This window comes from Klebsiella sp. KE9456, assembly GCF_043832615.1.
GTDB classification, from domain to species: domain Bacteria; phylum Pseudomonadota; class Gammaproteobacteria; order Enterobacterales; family Enterobacteriaceae; genus Klebsiella; species Klebsiella indica.
Window position 1 is genome coordinate 99,467 of sequence record NZ_JBDYQK010000011.1, and the last position, 18,147, is coordinate 117,613.

General features: G+C 53.7%; 15 protein-coding genes and 1 pseudogene. 10 read left to right on the forward strand and 6 right to left on the reverse strand.

The window, feature by feature from the left end; all coding sequences use genetic code 11:
* Positions 1–21: 21 nt before the first annotated feature.
* From galS to mglC, 4 genes are all read left to right on the forward strand, one after another.
* A complete protein-coding gene (galS, locus tag ABK821_RS13120) occupies positions 22–1,047 on the forward strand; it encodes an HTH-type transcriptional regulator GalS (RefSeq protein WP_343179025.1) in 1,026 nt (341 codons plus the stop codon).
* Positions 1,048–1,329: 282 nt separating this feature from the next.
* Positions 1,330–2,328: a galactose/glucose ABC transporter substrate-binding protein MglB gene (gene mglB, locus ABK821_RS13125; protein WP_142502272.1), complete on the forward strand. Its 999-nt coding sequence runs from the start codon at positions 1,330–1,332 to the stop codon at positions 2,326–2,328.
* A 117-nt stretch (positions 2,329–2,445) separates the two neighbouring features.
* Positions 2,446–3,966 (forward strand): galactose/methyl galactoside ABC transporter ATP-binding protein MglA, encoded by a 1,521-nt coding sequence (gene mglA, locus ABK821_RS13130; RefSeq protein ID WP_138359987.1) that lies wholly within the window; start codon positions 2,446–2,448, stop codon positions 3,964–3,966.
* 15 nt (positions 3,967–3,981) lie between these two features.
* Positions 3,982–4,992 (forward strand): galactose/methyl galactoside ABC transporter permease MglC, encoded by a 1,011-nt coding sequence (mglC, locus tag ABK821_RS13135; protein ID WP_138359986.1) that lies wholly within the window; start codon positions 3,982–3,984, stop codon positions 4,990–4,992.
* Positions 4,993–5,053: 61 nt separating this feature from the next.
* Here mglC and sanA read toward each other — a convergent pair whose 3' ends face one another.
* From sanA to ABK821_RS13155, 4 genes are all read right to left on the reverse strand, one after another.
* Complete coding sequence (gene sanA / locus ABK821_RS13140; protein ID WP_138359985.1) at positions 5,054–5,770, reverse strand: outer membrane permeability protein SanA; 717 nt, start codon at positions 5,768–5,770, stop codon at positions 5,054–5,056.
* A 124-nt stretch (positions 5,771–5,894) separates the two neighbouring features.
* On the reverse strand, positions 5,895–6,779 hold the full coding sequence (gene cdd / locus ABK821_RS13145; RefSeq protein WP_138359984.1) for a cytidine deaminase: 885 nt from the start codon (positions 6,777–6,779) through the stop codon (positions 5,895–5,897).
* 127 nt (positions 6,780–6,906) lie between these two features.
* Positions 6,907–7,602 (reverse strand): CidB/LrgB family autolysis modulator, encoded by a 696-nt coding sequence (locus ABK821_RS13150; RefSeq protein WP_138359983.1) that lies wholly within the window; start codon positions 7,600–7,602, stop codon positions 6,907–6,909.
* Complete coding sequence (locus tag ABK821_RS13155; RefSeq protein ID WP_138359982.1) at positions 7,599–7,997, reverse strand: CidA/LrgA family protein; 399 nt, start codon at positions 7,995–7,997, stop codon at positions 7,599–7,601. The genes ABK821_RS13150 and ABK821_RS13155 overlap by 4 nt, the downstream gene beginning before the upstream one ends.
* 408 nt (positions 7,998–8,405) lie before the next feature.
* Here ABK821_RS13155 and dusC point away from each other — a divergent pair, with 408 nt between their 5' ends.
* From dusC to ABK821_RS13175, 4 genes and pseudogenes are all read left to right on the forward strand, one after another.
* Positions 8,406–9,353, forward strand: a complete 948-nt coding sequence (dusC, locus tag ABK821_RS13160) for a tRNA dihydrouridine(16) synthase DusC (RefSeq protein WP_138359981.1) — start codon at positions 8,406–8,408, stop codon at positions 9,351–9,353.
* A gap of 142 nt (positions 9,354–9,495) precedes the next feature.
* Positions 9,496–10,329 (forward strand): transcriptional antiterminator BglG, encoded by an 834-nt coding sequence (gene bglG / locus ABK821_RS13165; protein WP_138359980.1) that lies wholly within the window; start codon positions 9,496–9,498, stop codon positions 10,327–10,329.
* A 47-nt stretch (positions 10,330–10,376) separates the two neighbouring features.
* A pseudogene (gene bglF, locus ABK821_RS13170) lies at positions 10,377–12,348 on the forward strand (PTS beta-glucoside transporter subunit IIABC).
* Positions 12,349–12,364: 16 nt separating this feature from the next.
* Positions 12,365–13,759, forward strand: a complete 1,395-nt coding sequence (locus ABK821_RS13175; RefSeq protein ID WP_138359978.1) for a glycoside hydrolase family 1 protein — start codon at positions 12,365–12,367, stop codon at positions 13,757–13,759.
* Between the two features lie 90 nt (positions 13,760–13,849).
* On the opposite strand, the gene ABK821_RS13180 is transcribed toward ABK821_RS13175, so the two are convergent.
* The gene (locus ABK821_RS13180; RefSeq protein WP_138359977.1) at positions 13,850–14,419 is read right to left on the reverse strand and encodes a DedA family protein; all 570 of its coding nucleotides are present in this window, start codon (positions 14,417–14,419) and stop codon (positions 13,850–13,852) included.
* A gap of 1,361 nt (positions 14,420–15,780) precedes the next feature.
* On the opposite strand from ABK821_RS13180, the gene ABK821_RS13185 reads away from it, so the two are divergent.
* Positions 15,781–16,368 carry a Yip1 family protein gene (locus ABK821_RS13185; RefSeq protein WP_138359976.1) on the forward strand — a complete coding sequence of 196 codons (588 nt, stop codon included), beginning with the start codon at positions 15,781–15,783 and terminating at the stop codon, positions 16,366–16,368.
* 174 nt (positions 16,369–16,542) lie between these two features.
* Complete coding sequence (gene pbpG / locus ABK821_RS13190) at positions 16,543–17,490, forward strand: D-alanyl-D-alanine endopeptidase (RefSeq protein WP_138359975.1); 948 nt, start codon at positions 16,543–16,545, stop codon at positions 17,488–17,490.
* A 74-nt stretch (positions 17,491–17,564) separates the two neighbouring features.
* Here the strand turns inward: pbpG and ABK821_RS13195 are convergent, their stop codons facing one another.
* On the reverse strand, positions 17,565–18,119 hold the full coding sequence (locus ABK821_RS13195; RefSeq protein ID WP_142502266.1) for a GNAT family N-acetyltransferase: 555 nt from the start codon (positions 18,117–18,119) through the stop codon (positions 17,565–17,567).
* Positions 18,120–18,147 lie beyond the last annotated feature (28 nt).

Here is an 18,147-nt window from a genome sequence, read left to right on the forward strand (position 1 = left end):
ATTCTCTGAAGGCCGGTGAGCATGATCACCATTCGTGATGTTGCCCGCCAGGCGGGGGTGTCCGTCGCGACCGTTTCACGTGTGCTGAATAACAGTGCGCTGGTAAGCCCGCTAACGCGAGAGGCAGTAATGAAGGCGGTAGCCCAGTTGGGCTATCGGCCCAATGCCAACGCTCAGGCGCTGGCCACGCAGGTCAGCGATACTATCGGCGTGGTGGTGATGGATGTATCGGACGCTTTTTTTGGCGCGCTGGTTAAAGCCGTTGATACCGTTGCTCAGCAGCATCACAAATATGTGCTGATCGGCAACAGCTACCATGAAGCGGAAAAAGAGCGCAATGCTATTGAAGTGCTGATTCGCCAGCGTTGTTCAGCGTTGATTGTTCACTCAAAAGCGCTAAGCGACGCGGAGCTGGGTGATTTTATGGAGCATATGCCGGGAATGGTGCTGATTAACCGCATCGTACCGGGATACGCTCATCGCTGCATTGGGCTGGATAACGTCAGCGGTGCGCTGATGGCCACCCGCATGCTGCTGAATCATGGCCACCAGCGCATTGCCTATCTCTCCTCCAGCCACGGTATTGAAGATGATGATTTCCGTCGGGAGGGGTGGTGCAGGGCGTTGCATGAACAGGGCATTGTTGCTTCTGACTGCTGGGTCGCTTCGGGATCGCCGGATATGCAGGGCGGAGAAGCGGCGATGGTTGAGCTGTTGGGGCGTAATCTCGGCCTGACCGCCGTCTTTGCCTATAACGACAGCATGGCCGCAGGGGCGTTGACCGCCTTGAAAGACAACGGTATTGCCGTGCCGCAGCATCTGTCGCTGATTGGTTTTGATGATATTCCCATTTCCCGTTACACCGATCCGCAACTGACGACGGTGCGCTATCCGATTATGTCGATGGCGAAACTGGCGACTGAACTGGCGCTACAGGGCGCCGCCGGAAAACAGGAGCATGATGCCAGCCACTGCTTTATGCCGACGCTGGTGCGCCGTCATTCTGTGAGCCAAAGGCAAATTGTGGCGCCGATCACTAACTCATGACTTCTCTGATGTAACCGCTTTCAATCTGTGAGTAATTTCACAGTTTATTAACATTAAGATAACTATTATTGCTGCGTTTACGTGTGCCAACATGCGGTGATTACTCACTTTTACCTCAGTAATCAGCGGATAAACGATAAATAAAACCATTTTTCCAGGAGATTCACTTTATACGGAAGACAGAATTACAGTCGTGAATGTCGCTGTTCGGTTACATAAATGTAACGCTACCGTCAGCCATTTTCACCCTCAATGACCCTGCATAATAAAACCGGAGATTCCATGAATAAGAAGGTGTTCACCCTGTCCGCTGTCATCGCTGGCATGTTATTTGGTGCCGCGGCGCACGCAGCAGATACCCGTATCGGCGTGACGATTTACAAATATGACGACAACTTTATGTCGGTGGTGCGTAAGGCAATCGAGAAAGACAGTAAATCAGCGCCGGATGTTCAACTGTTAATGAATGACTCGCAAAACGACCAGTCCAAGCAAAACGATCAGATTGATGTCCTGCTGGCAAAAGGTGTGAAAGCGCTGGCGATTAACCTGGTGGATCCGGCGGCAGCGGGGACAATTATTGATAAAGCACGGAGCCAGAACGTTCCGGTGGTGTTTTTTAACAAAGAGCCTTCCCGTAAAGCGCTGGATAGCTATGACAAAGCCTATTATGTCGGCACCGATTCAAAGGAGTCGGGGATTATCCAGGGCGATCTGATTGCGAAACACTGGAAAGCGAATCCGAACTGGGATCTGAACAAAGATGGCAAGATTCAGTTTGTCCTGCTGAAAGGCGAGCCGGGACATCCGGATGCTGAAGCGCGTACCACCTATGTGATTAAGGAACTGCACGATAAAGGCTTCCAGACTCAGCAGCTGGCATTAGATACCGCAATGTGGGATACCGCTCAGGCGAAAGACAAAATGGATGCCTGGCTGTCTGGCCCGAATGCCAACAAAATTGAAGTCGTTATTTCCAACAACGATGCGATGGCGATGGGCGCGGTAGAAGCGCTGAAGGCCCACAATAAGAGCAGTATTCCGGTATTTGGCGTCGATGCCCTGCCCGAAGCGCTGGCGCTGGTAAAATCTGGCGCAATGGCCGGTACAGTACTGAATGATGCGAATAATCAGGCGAAAGCCACCTTCGATCTGGCGAAAAACCTGGCGGAAGGCAAAGAGCCGGCAGCCGGTACTCACTGGAAAATTGACAATAAGATCGTCCGCGTACCCTATGTGGGGGTTGATAAAGACAATCTGAGCCAATTTATCGGAAAGTAACCTCTTAATAAGCTGCGGGCGTACATAGAGTACGCCCGATTATTCTGATACCGTATCCAACCCTTTCCGATGTTAATACATTGTTCAGGGGATGTACGCACGCAGCCAGGTACAACTATGGTCAGCAATAATAGCGAACAGTCAGGTGAATATTTGTTGGAAATGCGAAATATCAACAAATCGTTTCCTGGCGTTAAGGCGCTCGATAATGTGAACCTCAAGGTTCGTCCCCACTCGATTCATGCATTAATGGGGGAGAACGGCGCGGGAAAATCAACATTATTAAAATGCCTTTTTGGGATCTATCAAAAAGATTCTGGCAGTATTCTATTTCAGGGAAAAGAGATTGATTTCCATTCGGCAAAAGAGGCCCTGGAAAACGGTATTTCAATGGTTCATCAGGAATTAAATCTGGTATTACAGCGGTCGGTGATGGACAACATGTGGCTGGGACGTTATCCCGTTAAGGGCATGTTTGTCGATCAGGAAAAAATGTATCGTGATACCCGTGCGATTTTTGATGAACTGGATATTGATATCGACCCGCGCGCCCGCGTCGGGACATTATCGGTATCGCAAATGCAGATGATTGAAATTGCGAAGGCGTTTTCTTATAACGCGAAAATCGTGATTATGGATGAGCCCACCTCATCGTTGACCGAAAAAGAAGTCAATCATCTGTTTAAGATTATCCGTAAGCTGAAAGCGCGCGGCTGCGGTATTGTTTATATTTCCCACAAAATGGAAGAGATTTTTCAGCTGTGTGATGACATTACCGTTCTGCGCGATGGTCAGTGGATTGCGACCCAGCCGCTGGAAGGGCTGGATATGGATAAAATCATCGCTATGATGGTGGGGCGTTCTTTGAATCAGCGTTTCCCGAACCGGGAGAACACGCCGGGCGAGGTGATTCTTGAGGTCCGTAATTTGACTTCACTGCGTCAGCCGTCAATTCGCGATGTCTCTTTCGATCTGCATAAAGGCGAAATTCTGGGTATTGCCGGGCTGGTTGGCGCGAAGCGTACCGATATTGTTGAAACCTTATTTGGTATTCGTGAAAAGGTTAATGGAACAATAACGCTGCACGGTAACAAGATTAATAATCATAGTGCTAATGAGGCCATCAACCATGGCTTTGCGCTGGTGACTGAAGAACGCCGCTCGACAGGGATCTATGCGTATCTGGATATCGGTTTTAACTCGCTGATCTCCAATATTAAGAATTACAGGAATAAGGTCGGGTTGCTGGATAATTCGCGCATGAAAAGCGATACCCAATGGGTCATTGATTCCATGCGTGTGAAAACCCCAGGACAGCGCACGCAAATTGGGTCGTTGTCCGGTGGTAATCAACAAAAAGTCATCATCGGGCGCTGGCTATTAACCCAGCCGGAAATTCTGATGCTTGATGAACCCACCCGTGGAATTGATGTCGGGGCCAAGTTCGAAATTTATCAATTAATGGCGGAACTGGCGAAAAAAGGCAAAGGGATCATTATTATTTCCTCTGAAATGCCGGAGTTGCTGGGGATTACCGACCGTATTCTGGTGATGAGCAATGGTCTTGTCGCCGGAATTGTTGAGACGAAAACCACCACGCAGAACGAAATTCTTCGTCTTGCGTCGTTGCACCTTTAAGATCAGGGGCTCCTTATGAGTGCGTTAAATAAAAAGAGTATTCTCACTTATCTGAAAGAGGGTGGGATTTATGTGGTTCTTTTTGTGTTGCTGGCGATTATTATTTTCCAGGATCCGACTTTCTTAAGTTTGCTGAATTTAAGTAATATTCTGACTCAGTCTTCGGTGCGTATTATTATCGCTCTGGGGGTGGCTGGCCTTATCGTCACCCAGGGGACTGACCTTTCCGCCGGGCGTCAGGTTGGTCTGGCGGCGGTTATCGCCGCCACGATGCTTCAGGCAGTGGATAATGCCAACAAGGTGTTCCCGGATATGGCAACGATGCCGATTCCGCTGGTGATCCTGCTGGTCTGCGCGGTTGGCGCGGTGATTGGGCTTATCAACGGAATTATCATCGCCTATCTCAACGTGACGCCGTTTATCACCACCCTCGGCACAATGATCATCGTTTACGGTATCAACTCGCTGTATTATGACTTTGTTGGCGCGTCGCCGATTTCCGGCTTCGACAGCCACTTCTCGCATTTTACTCAGGGGTTTGTGTCGCTGGGGTCATTTCGCCTGTCGTATATCACCTTTTATGCGCTGATTGCCGTTTTCTTCGTCTGGATCCTGTGGAATAAGACCCGTTTTGGTAAAAACATCTTTGCTATTGGCGGCAACCCGGAGGCGGCGAAGGTTTCCGGCGTCAACGTTGGTCTGAACCTGCTGCTGATTTATGCGCTGTCCGGTGTGTTCTATGCCTTCGGTGGGCTGCTGGAAGCAGGGCGTATCGGTTCGGCGACCAACAACCTTGGCTTTATGTATGAGCTGGATGCGATTGCAGCCTGCGTGGTGGGAGGCGTGTCGTTTAGCGGCGGGGTAGGTACGGTATTGGGCGTGGTGACCGGGGTGATTATCTTTACCGTTATTAACTACGGCCTGACCTATATCGGCGTGAATCCATACTGGCAGTACATTATCAAAGGGGCGATTATTATCTTCGCCGTGGCGCTGGACTCTCTGAAGTACGCGCGCAAGAAGTAAAGGCCACGCGCTCAGGCAGACGTTGGTTAAGACGTCTGCCTGGACTGGAGAGGGCGGCAAATCACTTCTCTTTTTTCTGTAGCTCCAGCAACTGCTGCGGCGTCACTGCGGGATAGGACTGCGCACCGTCCGGGACTTCCTGCGGTGAGGGAATCGGAATTAGCGGGCCTAAAAAGCGGGGTTCGCGTTTGAAAATATAGAGATCGGCGAGCGCGCCAAAGCGTGCGCCGAACTCGCGCAGGCGTACGCTCCACATATCCTTGGGTGACGGCACCGCATAGCACTGTGCCTGAATTCCCATATGCAGGGCGATAAATAACGCCCGCTCGCAGTGAAAGCGCTGGGTGATAATAATAAAGTCGTTAGTATCGAAAACTTTACGGGTACGAACTATCGAATCGAGCGTGCGGAAACCGGCATAATCCAGCACAATATCCGCCGGATCGACGCCAGCTTTAATCAAATCGCGGCGCATGGTCATCGGCTCATTATAACTATGCAAGGCGTTATCGCCGCTTAGCAACAGATAGTTCACTTTGCCGCTGTTATAGGCGTTCAGCGCGCCCTGAATCCGATAACGATAATATTGATTGATGACGCCGGTACGGTAGTACTTGGCGGTGCCAAGAACCACACCCACCTGGCGGTAGGGCAGATCCTGCAGTTCGTCGTAGATATAGGGCGATGTCTTCCAGCTCATCCAGCGGTCAAGACCCAGCACGGTTAACAGCAGTAAGCCGAACAGGACTAACAGGCTGTATAACGCACGCTTTAACATGAACCTGGCTCAATAGTGGCAGAGGGAGACTTCAGGCTACTTTACCCGTCGGGCAAGCGCAAGAAACCGTCGTTTAATTGCGGGGATTTTCAACAATACGGGCCGCCTGACCCGCACTGTGTGATTAACTTAACAGTATGCGATCGATATGATGACAGCCCAGCGCCTTCAATGTCGCCGCGGTGGCATCCCACTGAATCAAGGCCGCATCGCCTTTCTCGGCGAGAATGGCGCGCTGAATATCCGGGTAGTCGTAGCCATTAAGGCTCAGCAGATTTAGCGCCCCCTGCAATGGAGGTAGCGTGGGGTTAAAAGCGGCGTTCTCGGCATAGCTGCCGGTAAATATCGTACCGTCCGTGAGCGCCAGCGCCACGCCGGAGGGCGAGTGGCTGTAAGGCATATGGCTACGGTTTGCTGCCTGAATGGCCGCCTGAGCCAGCGCGTCGCCGCGGAGCGGGAAGCCATGATCCTGCTCATCCATCAGCAGCGTTTTTATTTGTAGGTCTTGCGGGCCGAACGCGTCCGGCAGATAGTGCCGGAGCGAATGCGCTTCGCGACCGGGCAGATGGATACGCAGCGCCAGTCCGCTGTTCAGTTCATTCATAAACTGACGGCAGTGGCCGCAAGGGGTGTAGTTGACGGTAATGGCCCGTAGTGATTTTTCCCCGCGCAGCCAGGCATGACTGATGGCGCTTTGCTCGGCGTGCACGGTCTGCTGCATGGTGGCACCGAGAAATTCCATATTGCCGCCAAAATACCAGGTTCCGCTGATACCGCGGGCAATCGCGCCGACGTTGAAATGGGAGAGATCGGCACGGGCGCAGGCCGCCGCCAGCGGCAGCAGCGCAAAGGCCAGCGCGTCTTCGTCCAGACCCGTCGCACTTTGCAATTCCGCGACCTGCCCCGCGTTTAACAGAGCAGGAAAATGCGGATCGGCCAGCATCGGGGAAATGGCCGCTTGCAGGTCCGCCGCCAGTTGCGGAAGAGCATCTTGAAAACGTGGATGCATGGCGTTGCCTCATAACAATGTAATGAGAATTCAGTGTACGGGGGGTGTTTATCTCTACATGTGATTAATATCTCATTTTTAGTGTAATTATTTTATGTTGCATTTATAAATGTGATAAAAGTCACGTTTATCCCACTATTGCCAGAATAAGCGGAAATAAAAACGGCGCGATCAGCGAAGTGATAATCCCGCATAACACCAGTGCCAGTGAGCTGAATGCCCCCTCCTGATAGTCGAGTTCCGCACAGCGCGCGGTCCCCAGGGCGTGGGAAGCCGTGCCCATCGACAGCCCGCGTGAGGCTTTAGTGCGGATACGCATTAAATTCAGTAGCGTATGGCCGAAGACCGCGCCGAGAATGCCGACGAAAATAACGCAGACCGCGCTGATTGCCGGAATACCGCCAATACTGCTGCTTACCGCCATGGCAATCGGCGTCGTCACCGATTTTGGCAGAATGGAGGCGGCAATCTGCGGCGTCGCGCCCATCAGCAGCGCCACGGTCGTTCCGGTAACCATGGCTACCACGCTGCCAATAAAGCAGATGGTGATAATGGATTTCCAGCGCGCGCGGATCTGGTGCAATTGCTCATAAAGAGGAAAAGCCAGCGCGACGACTGCCGGTTGCAGCAGGTCATTGAGAATTTTGCTGCCCTGAAAATAGCGCTGATAAGAAATGCCGGTTACCAGTAGAAAGGGGATCAGCACCACCATCGCTACCAGTAGTGGGTTGAGCAGGGGAAATTTAAACCGTGCCGCCAGCTTGCGGGCAAGAAAAAAGACGACCAGGGTCAGCGGCAGCGACCACCAAATTTCATGGATCATTTTTCAGTTCCTTTTTGCCCAACCACTTTGCGTTCCCCGTGAACCAGATGTGAGCTCCAGCTAACCACTAAAAAGACCAGCAGCGTGCTTATCGCACAGGAGACCACCACCGGGCCTAACTGCGCCCGCAGCAGATCCCAGTATTGCATGACGCCCACGCCGATAGGCACAAACAGCAGCGCCATATAGCGAATCAGGATATTGCAGCCCGGGTTAACCCACTGCGGCGGCATGATTTGCAGCGCCAGCAGACAGAACAAAATCAACATGCCAATAATGCTGCCGGGAATGGTAATGGGCAGCAGTGAGGCGATAAAAATACCGGCATACAAACAGGCATAGATCAACACGAAAGCGCGCAGATACTGCCAGACAATATTCAGTGACTTACTCATGGTAATAACCCTTGATGAACCACATTCATCATACAATTAAACCTGAAAATGTGCTACCGATCACATCATGAATTCTCCGCATACCTGAGACAGCGATCGGGAACAATAAACCGTCCGTCTGTCAGAGTGATGATTGCAGGGACAGAAAGTGGGGAAATCGGCTCAGCGCCAGCAACGATACTCACTTTTCCCCTCGCCCCAACGCTACCTTTTTGTTAAAGGCGCGGCAAATTGAGCATAGCCTGCTGGCGACGCATTGCTGACCATCTCATACGTTCACGCCAGGCGCCGATGTGTCGTCCGTTCAGGCGTAATGCGTGGTATGGGGGAGAAAACGCACCTCGCCTCTTTTAACCCGTATCCGGAGACGCTACCATAGCGCCTCTTTTTTCCGGGCAATGATAAACTATGCGTGTATTACTGGCGCCGATGGAAGGCGTACTCGATTCGCTGGTGCGCGAGTTGCTGACCGACGTGAATGATTATGATCTCTGCATCACCGAGTTTTTGCGTGTGGTGGATCAACTTTTGCCGGTAAAATCGTTCTATAAACTGTGCCCGGAGCTGCGCAATAATAGCCTGACGCCATCCGGTACCCGCGTGCGCGTGCAACTGCTTGGACAGTCTCCCCAGTGGCTGGCGGAAAACGCCGCCCGTGCGGTTGAACTCGGTTCCTGGGGTGTCGATCTTAACTGCGGTTGCCCCTCAAAGCTGGTGAACGGCAGCGGCGGCGGCGCGACGTTGCTCAAAGATCCTGAACTCATCTATCGCGGCGCGAAGGCGATGCGTGAGGCGGTTCCGGCGCATTTACCGGTCACGGTGAAAGTGCGTCTGGGATGGGACAGCAGCGAGCGGCGTTTTGAAATCGCCGATGCGGTTCAGCAGGCGGGGGCCAGTGAGCTGGTCGTGCATGGTCGAACCAAAGAAGAGGGTTATAAAGCGGAGTGTATTAACTGGCGGGCGATCGGTGAAATTCGCCAGCGTCTGGCTATCCCGGTGGTGGCCAACGGCGAGATCCGGGACTGGCAAAGCGCCAGGGATTGCCTCACGGCGACCGGCTGCGAGGCGATCATGATTGGCCGCGGCGCGTTGAACGTACCAAACTTAAGCCGGGTAATAAAATACAACGAACCGCGAATGCCCTGGCCCCAGGTGGTTGAACTGCTGCAAAAATATACCCGCCTGGAGAAGCAGGGCGATACCGGTCTTTATCATGTCGCGCGTATCAAACAGTGGTTGAGCTATTTGCGTAAAGAATACTCTGAAGCGTCAGCGCTTTTCAGTGCGGTGCGTACCCTGCAGGACTCATCGAGCATAGCGCGTACAATTAACGGCTGGCGGAACAAAACTATCTGACCTTCATCACATTTTTCGGTTTGCCCCGTTGAGTTTATCCGACGGGCAGTGAAATACTGACGACCGATTGTTACTGCTTCGGCAGGCAAAACCTGATTCCTGGCTTCTGTCGGGGTCAGGTTTTTTTGTTTTTGGGGTTCATATGCAAATCGCCAAAGTACTTAATAATAATGTAGTGGTGGTTGTAGATGAGCAGCAGCGCGAACAGGTGGTCATGGGCCGAGGACTTGCCTTTCAAAAACGCGTTGGTGACTCTCTGGATGAAAGCAAAATTGAAAAGGTCTTCGCGCTGCAGAGCGATGAACTGGTTGGCCGTTTAGGCGAGTTACTCAGTCAGATACCATTAGATGTGATCACCACCTGCGATCGAATTATCGATCTGGCGCGTGATCGTCTCGGTAAATTACAGGACAGTTTATACATTACTCTGACCGATCACTGCCACTTTGCGATTGAGCGGCAGAAGAAGGGTGTGGCGCTGCGTAATGTGTTGCTGTGGGAAATTAAACGGCTGTACCCGAAGGAGTTTGCACTGGGGCAAGAAGCCCGGGCGATTATCGCCAAAAGGCTCGGGGTTGAACTTGCAGAAGATGAAGCCGGGTTTATCGCCCTGCATCTGGTGACAGCACAGCTCAACAGCGAAATGCCGGAGGTGATGCACGTCACCCGCGTAATGCAGGAAATTCTGCAACTGGTGAAATATCAACTGACGCTGAATTATGACGAAGAGTCGTTGAGTTATCAGCGGTTTGTGACTCATCTCAAGTTTTTCGCCCAGCGCATGCTGACGCGGACGGTTGTCGAAGATGATGATGTGACGCTGCACAGCGCCGTAAAGGATAACTACCCTAAAGCGTGGAAGTGTGCGGAAACGGTCGCCCTGCATCTGCAAAAAAGCTATCAGCGACGGCTAACCACGGAAGAAATTATGTTTCTCGCGATTCATATTGAACGCGTGAGAAAAGAGGGACGCTAAGCGCTGAACAGGCCTGGCCTTCCTGATTAAAACGGGATTGTTACTGCATGATGCAGGCAAAACCTGAGCGCAACGCTAACCCGGCGTTGTTCTCGGGTTTTTTTTATTTCTCATACTCAGTTAACGATGCCTGCGGGCAGCAGAAGTAAGGAAAACAGCATGGAATATAAAGCACTCGCGCAGGATATTCTCCGCCGGGTTGGCGGCAAAGAAAATATAGTGAGTCTGGTTCACTGTGCGACACGACTGCGTTTTAAACTTCAGGATAATAACAAAGCCGATGCCGAAGGGTTAAAGACGAATCCCGGTGTTATTATGGTTGTGGAAAGCGGCGGTCAGTTTCAGGTCGTGATCGGTAATCATGTCCATGATGTCTGGCTGGCTGTGCGTAGCGAAGCGGGCCTGACCGATGAAAGCCAGCCTGTTGCTCAAAAAGGGGAGAAAACCTCTCTGCTTGGGCAGCTTATTGATATTGTCTCCGGTATTTTCACGCCGTTTATTGGCGTACTTGCCGCCACGGGTTTACTCAAAGGCTTTCTGGCGCTGGCGGTCGTTTGCGGTTGGCTCAGCGTTGATCACGCCACCTATAAAATCTGGTTTGCCGCCAGCGACGCGCTGTTCTTCTTCTTCCCGCTTTTTCTCGGCTATACCTCAGGGGTGAAATTCGGCGGCAATCCGTTTATCACCATGGCGATTGGCGGCGCGTTAACGCACCCGCTGATGATTAAGGCTTTTGAAGCCGCGCAGGCGCCGGGTGCGCCGGTAGAGCATTTTATTGGTATTCCGGTCACGTTTATTAACTACAGCTCGTCGGTGATCCCGATTATTCTCGCCTCCTGGGTGAGCTGCTGGCTTGAGCGTAGAAGCAACGCGTTGCTGCCGTCGTCCATGAAAAATTTCTTCACGCCAGCGATTTGCCTGGGCATCGTCGTTCCCCTGACCTTTCTGGTGATTGGCCCGGTTGCCACCTGGCTAAGTCAACTGCTGGCGCAGGGATACCAGATTGTATACGCCGTCGCGCCCTGGCTGGCTGGCGCGGCGATGGGCGCGCTGTGGCAGGTGTGCGTGATTTTCGGCCTGCACTGGGGACTGGTGCCGCTGATGTTCAATAATCTGGCGGTTCTGGGCCACGATACCATGGGGCCGATGGTGTTGCCGGCGGTGATGGGGCAGGTGGGGGCGGTATTGGGTATTTTCCTGCGGACTCGCGATATGCGACAGAAAGTGATGGCTGGCTCGGCTTTTTCCGCCGGGATTTTCGGCATCACCGAACCGGCGATTTATGGCCTGACGCTGCCGCTGCGCCGTCCGTTTATTTTTGGCTGTGTAGGCGGGGCGATTGGCGGGGCGATTAGCGCATTCTTTAATACCAGCGTTTACTCCTTCGGTTTCCCGAACATCTTTTATCCTGCGCTGATGATCCCCCCTGGTGGTATCGATGCCAGCGTATGGGGCGGGGTCGTGGGTATGGCTGTGGCGCTGGTTCTCGCCTGCGTGATGACCCTCATCGCCGGCATGCCGCGGAGAACTGCGGAGCAGGCCGCGACGCCGGTCGCAGTCGCCACAGAAGACGACATTCTGGCACCGATGACCGGCAGCGTTTTGCCTCTGGACAAGGTACCAGATAGCACCTTTGCCAGCGGTTTGCTTGGCCAGGGGGTGGCGATTATTCCATCCGAAGGTAAGGTTATCGCGCCGTTCTCAGGTGAAGTGGCCTCAATTTTCCAGACCAAACATGCTATCGGCCTGCTAAGCGACAGCGGTATTGAACTGCTTATCCATGTCGGGATCGATACGGTTAAGCTCGATGGCGTGCCGTTCACCGCCCATGTTAAAGAGGGCGACAAAATAAAAGCGGGCGATCTATTACTGGAGTTTGACCGCAAGGCTATTCTGGACGCCGGCTATGATCTGGCGACCCCTGTCATTATCAGCAACAGTGGCGATTATCGCGCCCTGGATATTGTCTCCGCCAGCACGGTGGAAGCCGGTCAGCCGCTGTTGTCAGTAACCCACTAATTAAGGAGAGAGATGAATGAAGACATTCCCGCAGGCGTTTTTATGGGGCGGCGCAACCGCGGCAAATCAGGTGGAAGGCGCTTATCTGGAAGAGGGGAAAGGATTGACCACCTCAGACGTTCAACCGCGCGGCATATTTGGCGATGTGGTGGAACGCGTGCCGGGTGACAGCGGTATTAAAGATGTCGCCATCGATTTTTACCATCGTTATCCGGAAGATATCAGCCTGTTTGCCGAAATGGGCTTTAATTGCCTGCGCGTGTCCATTGCCTGGGCGCGTATTTTCCCCAACGGTGATGATGCGCAGCCAAACGAAGCCGGGCTGGCCTTTTACGATAAGCTTTTTGATGAAATGGCGCAGCATAACATCACGCCGCTGGTGACGCTGTCGCACTACGAGATGCCCTGGGCGCTGGTGAAAAAGTACGGCGGCTGGGGCAACCGTAAAGTGATTGGTTTCTTCGAGCGCTATGCCCGGACGGTGTTTGCGCGTTACCAGGCGAAGGTCAAACTGTGGCTGACGTTTAACGAAATCAATATGTCCCTGCATGCGCCGCTAACCGGGGTTGGTTTGCCGTCTGACAGCAGCAAAGCCGAAGTATATCAGGCCATTCACCATCAACTGGTGGCGAGCGCGCTGGCGACTAAAGCCTGCCATGAGATCGTGGCGGAAGGTAAAATCGGCAATATGCTGCTTGGCGGGCTGATGTACCCGCTCAGTTGTAAACCGGAGGATATTTTTGAGACCCTGCAGCAGAACCGCAGCTGGCAGTTCTTCGGTGATGTACAGTGTCGGGGCGCGTACCCGGGCTATATGCTGCGTTATTTCCGCGACAACGGTATCAGCATTGAGATCACCGATGCCGATCGCGCAGCCCTGAAAGAGACCGTCGATTTTATCTCTTTTAGCTACTATATGACGGGTTGCGTAACCGCCGACGAAGAACTGAACAAGCAAGCGCGCGGTAACATCCTCAGCATGGTGCCGAACCCGCATCTGGCAAGCTCCGAGTGGGGGTGGCAAATTGACCCGCTGGGCCTGCGCACGTTGTTGAACGTGTTGTGGGACCGCTATCAGAAGCCGCTGTTTATTGTTGAAAACGGGTTGGGCGCGAAAGACAAAGTGGAAGCCGACGGCAGCATTAACGATGACTACCGTATCAGCTATCTTAATGACCATCTGGTGCAGGTACGCGAGGCGATTGAAGATGGCGTTGAGCTGATGGGCTACACCAGTTGGGGGCCAATTGATCTGGTGAGCGCGTCGAAGGCGGAGATGTCCAAACGCTACGGCTTTATCTATGTCGATCGCGATGATCAGGGCAACGGCACTCTGGCGCGCAGCCGGAAGAAAAGCTTCTACTGGTATAAAGAGGTCATTGCCAGTAACGGCGGCAGCTTAAAAGAGTAACGGCCTGATGGCCCGGATAATCTCCGGGCTACCTGTTGGCGCGGCGTTGCGGTCAGAGTAAGGCGTTGACTCCATGACCCGGGAAACGCTTCACTTCTCCTTCTTCGCCTCGCGGCGCTTCAGCCACCCGTGCGCCGCCAGGACCAGTACGACGATCAGAATCAGCCAAATCCAGTGTTTCAGATGCGCATCGAGATGATGCAGCCACGGGCCAATGGCTTCGCCGCCAAGATATCCCAGGGTGGTGAAGATCAGCGCCCATATCATCGCGCCGAGAATATTCAGCGGCAGAAACAGCTTTGGTGGCAGGCGACTGGCGCCAATCAGTAGCGGCCCGATTACGCGAAAGCCGTACATAAAACGCGTGCCAATCACAAACAGATAAGGGCGTCGTTGGATCATGCGCTGTGCCCGGCGGATCCGCGCTTTCTGGCGCGAAAAGCGCCGGAGAATCCGGCCACCGAAGCGTCGGCCAAGAAAATAAAGCACCTGATCGCCAAGCATGCCGCCAAAAGCGACCGAGATCACCACCAGCCAGAACTTCAGTAATCCCTGATGTGCCGCCACGCCGCCGAGCAGGGTGATGGTTTCGCCTTCCGCCATGCTGCCGATGACCAGCGCCGCGTAGCCGTATTGGGAAATCAGGTGATTGATATCCATATAAAGATAAACTCCTTAAATCGTCAGTCCCTTAATCATACACCCTGATGATTAAAATGCGGGGAAGCGTCATGCTGATTGGTTAAGCGAGTCATCGGTTGTGTCATTGGCCAGCGGGAATCGTTTTTTCGGTGGTTTTAGCGAACGGCCTGATGGGGTGACAGGACTGACGGTATCGTCGGTTTTTTATGACCTACAGCGCCGGGAGAGTAACAGATTGATTGTTGGCTCACCGCAGGGGGGTTGGGCGCATCAAGGAAACCTGGCGGGAACGCAGGCGCGCATCCAGGACTGGCCGCCAGGACGGCGGCCAGAGGGCGGGTCGAGACAGGACAAAATTGCCTGGAGCAATTTTGAACAGCGCTTGCGCTGGCCCTGAAAGGGCGAGTCCCAGGGATGGGACGAGTAATCACGAGTCCCGCCCGGTCCGCCAGATGAAGCCGGAGTGGAGCGCACCGCGAAGCGGCAGGTTTCCAGCGCAATGCCGGGGGTGCAGGGGGACGGGCGAAACGTCCCCCTGCTCGTTCACACGCAAGGGTCAGAAAAACTATCTGCGTATTCACAGTGAACGGAACAGCCCACTGAACCAGAATGTGGGGGGTAGCATTGCGCTCAACGGGGAGATAACAGGCCGGTTTTCGCTACCATACCCGCATTCTTGTCAGGTGGCGGCTAGCGCCTTACCTGACCTGGAACCCCATAAATACAGGCCTTGCGCCACGGGTTCCGTTCACCGTAATCCCGCAGAAAATGGATGACTGTCGCCCGTGAACGGGTAAAGGGGGAGAAAACCGTCTCCCCCTTTACAATCCCCGCGGTCCCGCAAAGAAACCGGTGCTGCGCACTGCGCTCACCTCCCGACCCTCAGCCTGCGGTCGGCTCAACTCGACGGCCTGTCTCGATTCGCCTCTGGCCGCCATCCCTGGCGTCCAGCCCTTGTCTTCGGGTCTCCGGTTCGCCGGTTTCAGCGGGCACCAGGGCATCGCTGTGGGTTTTGTGCTTTCAGCAGCGTATTCGTCGCTGTTCGTTTTTTCAGGGGAGGTTCTGTGTTTTATCACCTTCAGCGGTCAGACAGTTGCAGGTTTCCAGCGCAATGCCGTTCACCGGCTACGGGGATGGCATATCTCTTCTACTGACGGTGAACGGAGCAACCTGCTGAATCACATGGGGGAAGTAAAAATGCGCCACTTTCACCTAAACCACCGTTTAACGAAACCGCTCAGCGTGCCATAAACACGGCTGCCCCCCCTTAACTGACCCGTATTACGGGGAAGCGCATTTTTATCGCTGTACATAAAATAATCTACAGAGTGAATTATACTGAAATGAGTGCTGTAACACGCCGTGACAAGGGGGACACAATGAACCATGTCTGGGGACTCTTCTCTCATCCAGGCCAGGAGATGAGGGTGATTAAAAGCGAAAACGAGACTATTTCGCATCACTATACGCACCATGTATTGCTTATGGCCGCGGTTCCGGTTATCTGCGCCTTTATTGGCACCACGCAGTTGGGCTGGAACTTCGGCGATGGCACGGTAATCAAACTGTCGCTGATGACCGGACTGGCGCTGGCGATACTGTTTTATGCCGTCATGCTGGTCGGGGTGGCGGTGATGGGGCGGGTTATCTGGTGGATGGCACGAAACTACCCGCAACGGCCTTCGCTTAAACGCTGCATGGTCTTCGCTGGGTATGTCGCCACGCCGATTTTCCTGAGCGGGATTGTGGCGCTTTATCCGCTGGTATGGCTTTGTGCGCTGGCAGGCACTATCGCACTGCTCTATACCGGCTATCTGTTGTATCTCGGTATTCCGACTTTCCTCGGGATTGATAAAGAAGAGGGGTTGAGCTTCGCCAGCTCTACCCTGGCGATTGGGGTACTGGTACTGGAAGTGCTGCTTGCCATCACCGTGCTTCTCTGGGGCTACGGATACCGACTCTTCTGATTAACTCATTGCCGGCATGAATAGATTTTTCTGCCGGCAATGCAGCATTTGTTCACGATTCTTATTAGCCAGCCAGCGTTCTGACAGGTTATGATAATTTTTGCCAGCGGCGTGACTACGCTGCGCCGCGGCGTACGTTTATAACGTGCAAAAATACTTTTCAGAATGTTCACGATGACCAGATTTCGCGTTTCTTTTCTCAGCCTGACGTTGCTGCTGGCTGCGCCTTTTGCGCCCCAGGCGATGGCCAAAACCTCCGCGGCAGTGACCGCGTCACAGCCGGAAATTGCTTCCGGTAGCGCGATGATCGTCGATCTCGCCAGTAAAAAAATCATCTATGCCAGCCATCCGGATCGGGTTCGCCCCATGGCGTCGATCACCAAGGTGATGACCGCGATGGTGGTGCTTGATGCCCATCAGCCGCTTGACGAGATGTTAACCGTCGATATTAGCCAGACGCCAGAAATGAAGGGCATTTATTCGCGCGTGCGCCTGAACAGCCAAATCAGCCGTCGTAATATGCTGCTGCTGGCGCTGATGTCGTCGGAAAACCGCGCCGCCGCCAGCCTGGCGCACTATTATCCCGGCGGTTACGCTGCGTTTATTCGTGCCATGAATGCCAAGGCGCAGGCGCTGGGGATGACCCATACCCGTTACGTCGAGCCTACCGGACTGTCAATTCATAACGTCTCTACCGCGCGCGATCTGACCAAACTGCTGATCGCCAGCGAGCAGTATCCGCTGATTGGTCAGCTAAGCACCACTAAAGAGGATATGGCGACCTTTTCTCATCCAACATACACGCTACCGTTTCGCAACACCAACCACCTGGTGTACCGCGATAACTGGAACATTCAGCTGACAAAAACCGGTTTCACTAATGCTGCGGGTCACTGTCTGATTATGCGTACGGTGATTAACCATCGCCCGGTGGCGCTGGTGGTGATGGATGCGTTCGGCAAATATACCCACTTTGCCGACGCCAGCCGCCTGCGGACGTGGGTTGAAACCGGGAAGGTGATGCCGGTGCCGGCTTCCGCGCTCAGCTATAAAAAGCAGCGTGAAGCGCAGATGGCCGATGCGATGCTGAAAGGCGGCGCGCAGACTGCGCAAAACGATTAATCAGAACGCTTCCCGGAAGCGGCGCCTGACGCGGCTTGTTCAGGCAGCCGCACCGGCGGGCCCCGCTGCTGATGTTACTCCGGCAGCGTCCAGTCGCCATCGCCGAGCGGGCGCTGCATGATTAATGTGTCCCGCCAGTCACCCATCTTGTAACCAACGCTGCGCAGCTGGCCCGCGATGCTAAAACCGAATTTTTTGTGGATGGCGATAGACCCGGCGTTGCTGTGCCCGTCGCCGATGATCGCCAGCATTTGTCGCCACGGCCCCTGTTCGCACTGCTCAATCAAACGGGAAAGCAGGGCGCTGCCGATACCGCGTCCGCCCATTCCCGCCTCGACGTAAATCGATTCCTCAAGGGTATAGCGATAGGCCGGACGCGGGCGATAAAAGGTGGCGTAGCTATAGCCGACAATGGTTCCGCGCCACAGGGCAACCAGCCACGGAAGCCCGTTATCGCGTACGGTTTTGATGCGTTTACGCATCTCATCGACGGTGGGAGGGATCTCCTCAAAAGAGGCGCGCCCATTAAGTACGTGCCAGACATACAGTGCGGCGATAGCATGAGCGTCATCGGGCAACGCTTCGCGGATCGTTAAGTCAGCTGCGTGTAATTTTTCCACAGTGGGCATTCTGGAGTTCCTGTAGCGAGATTGCCGG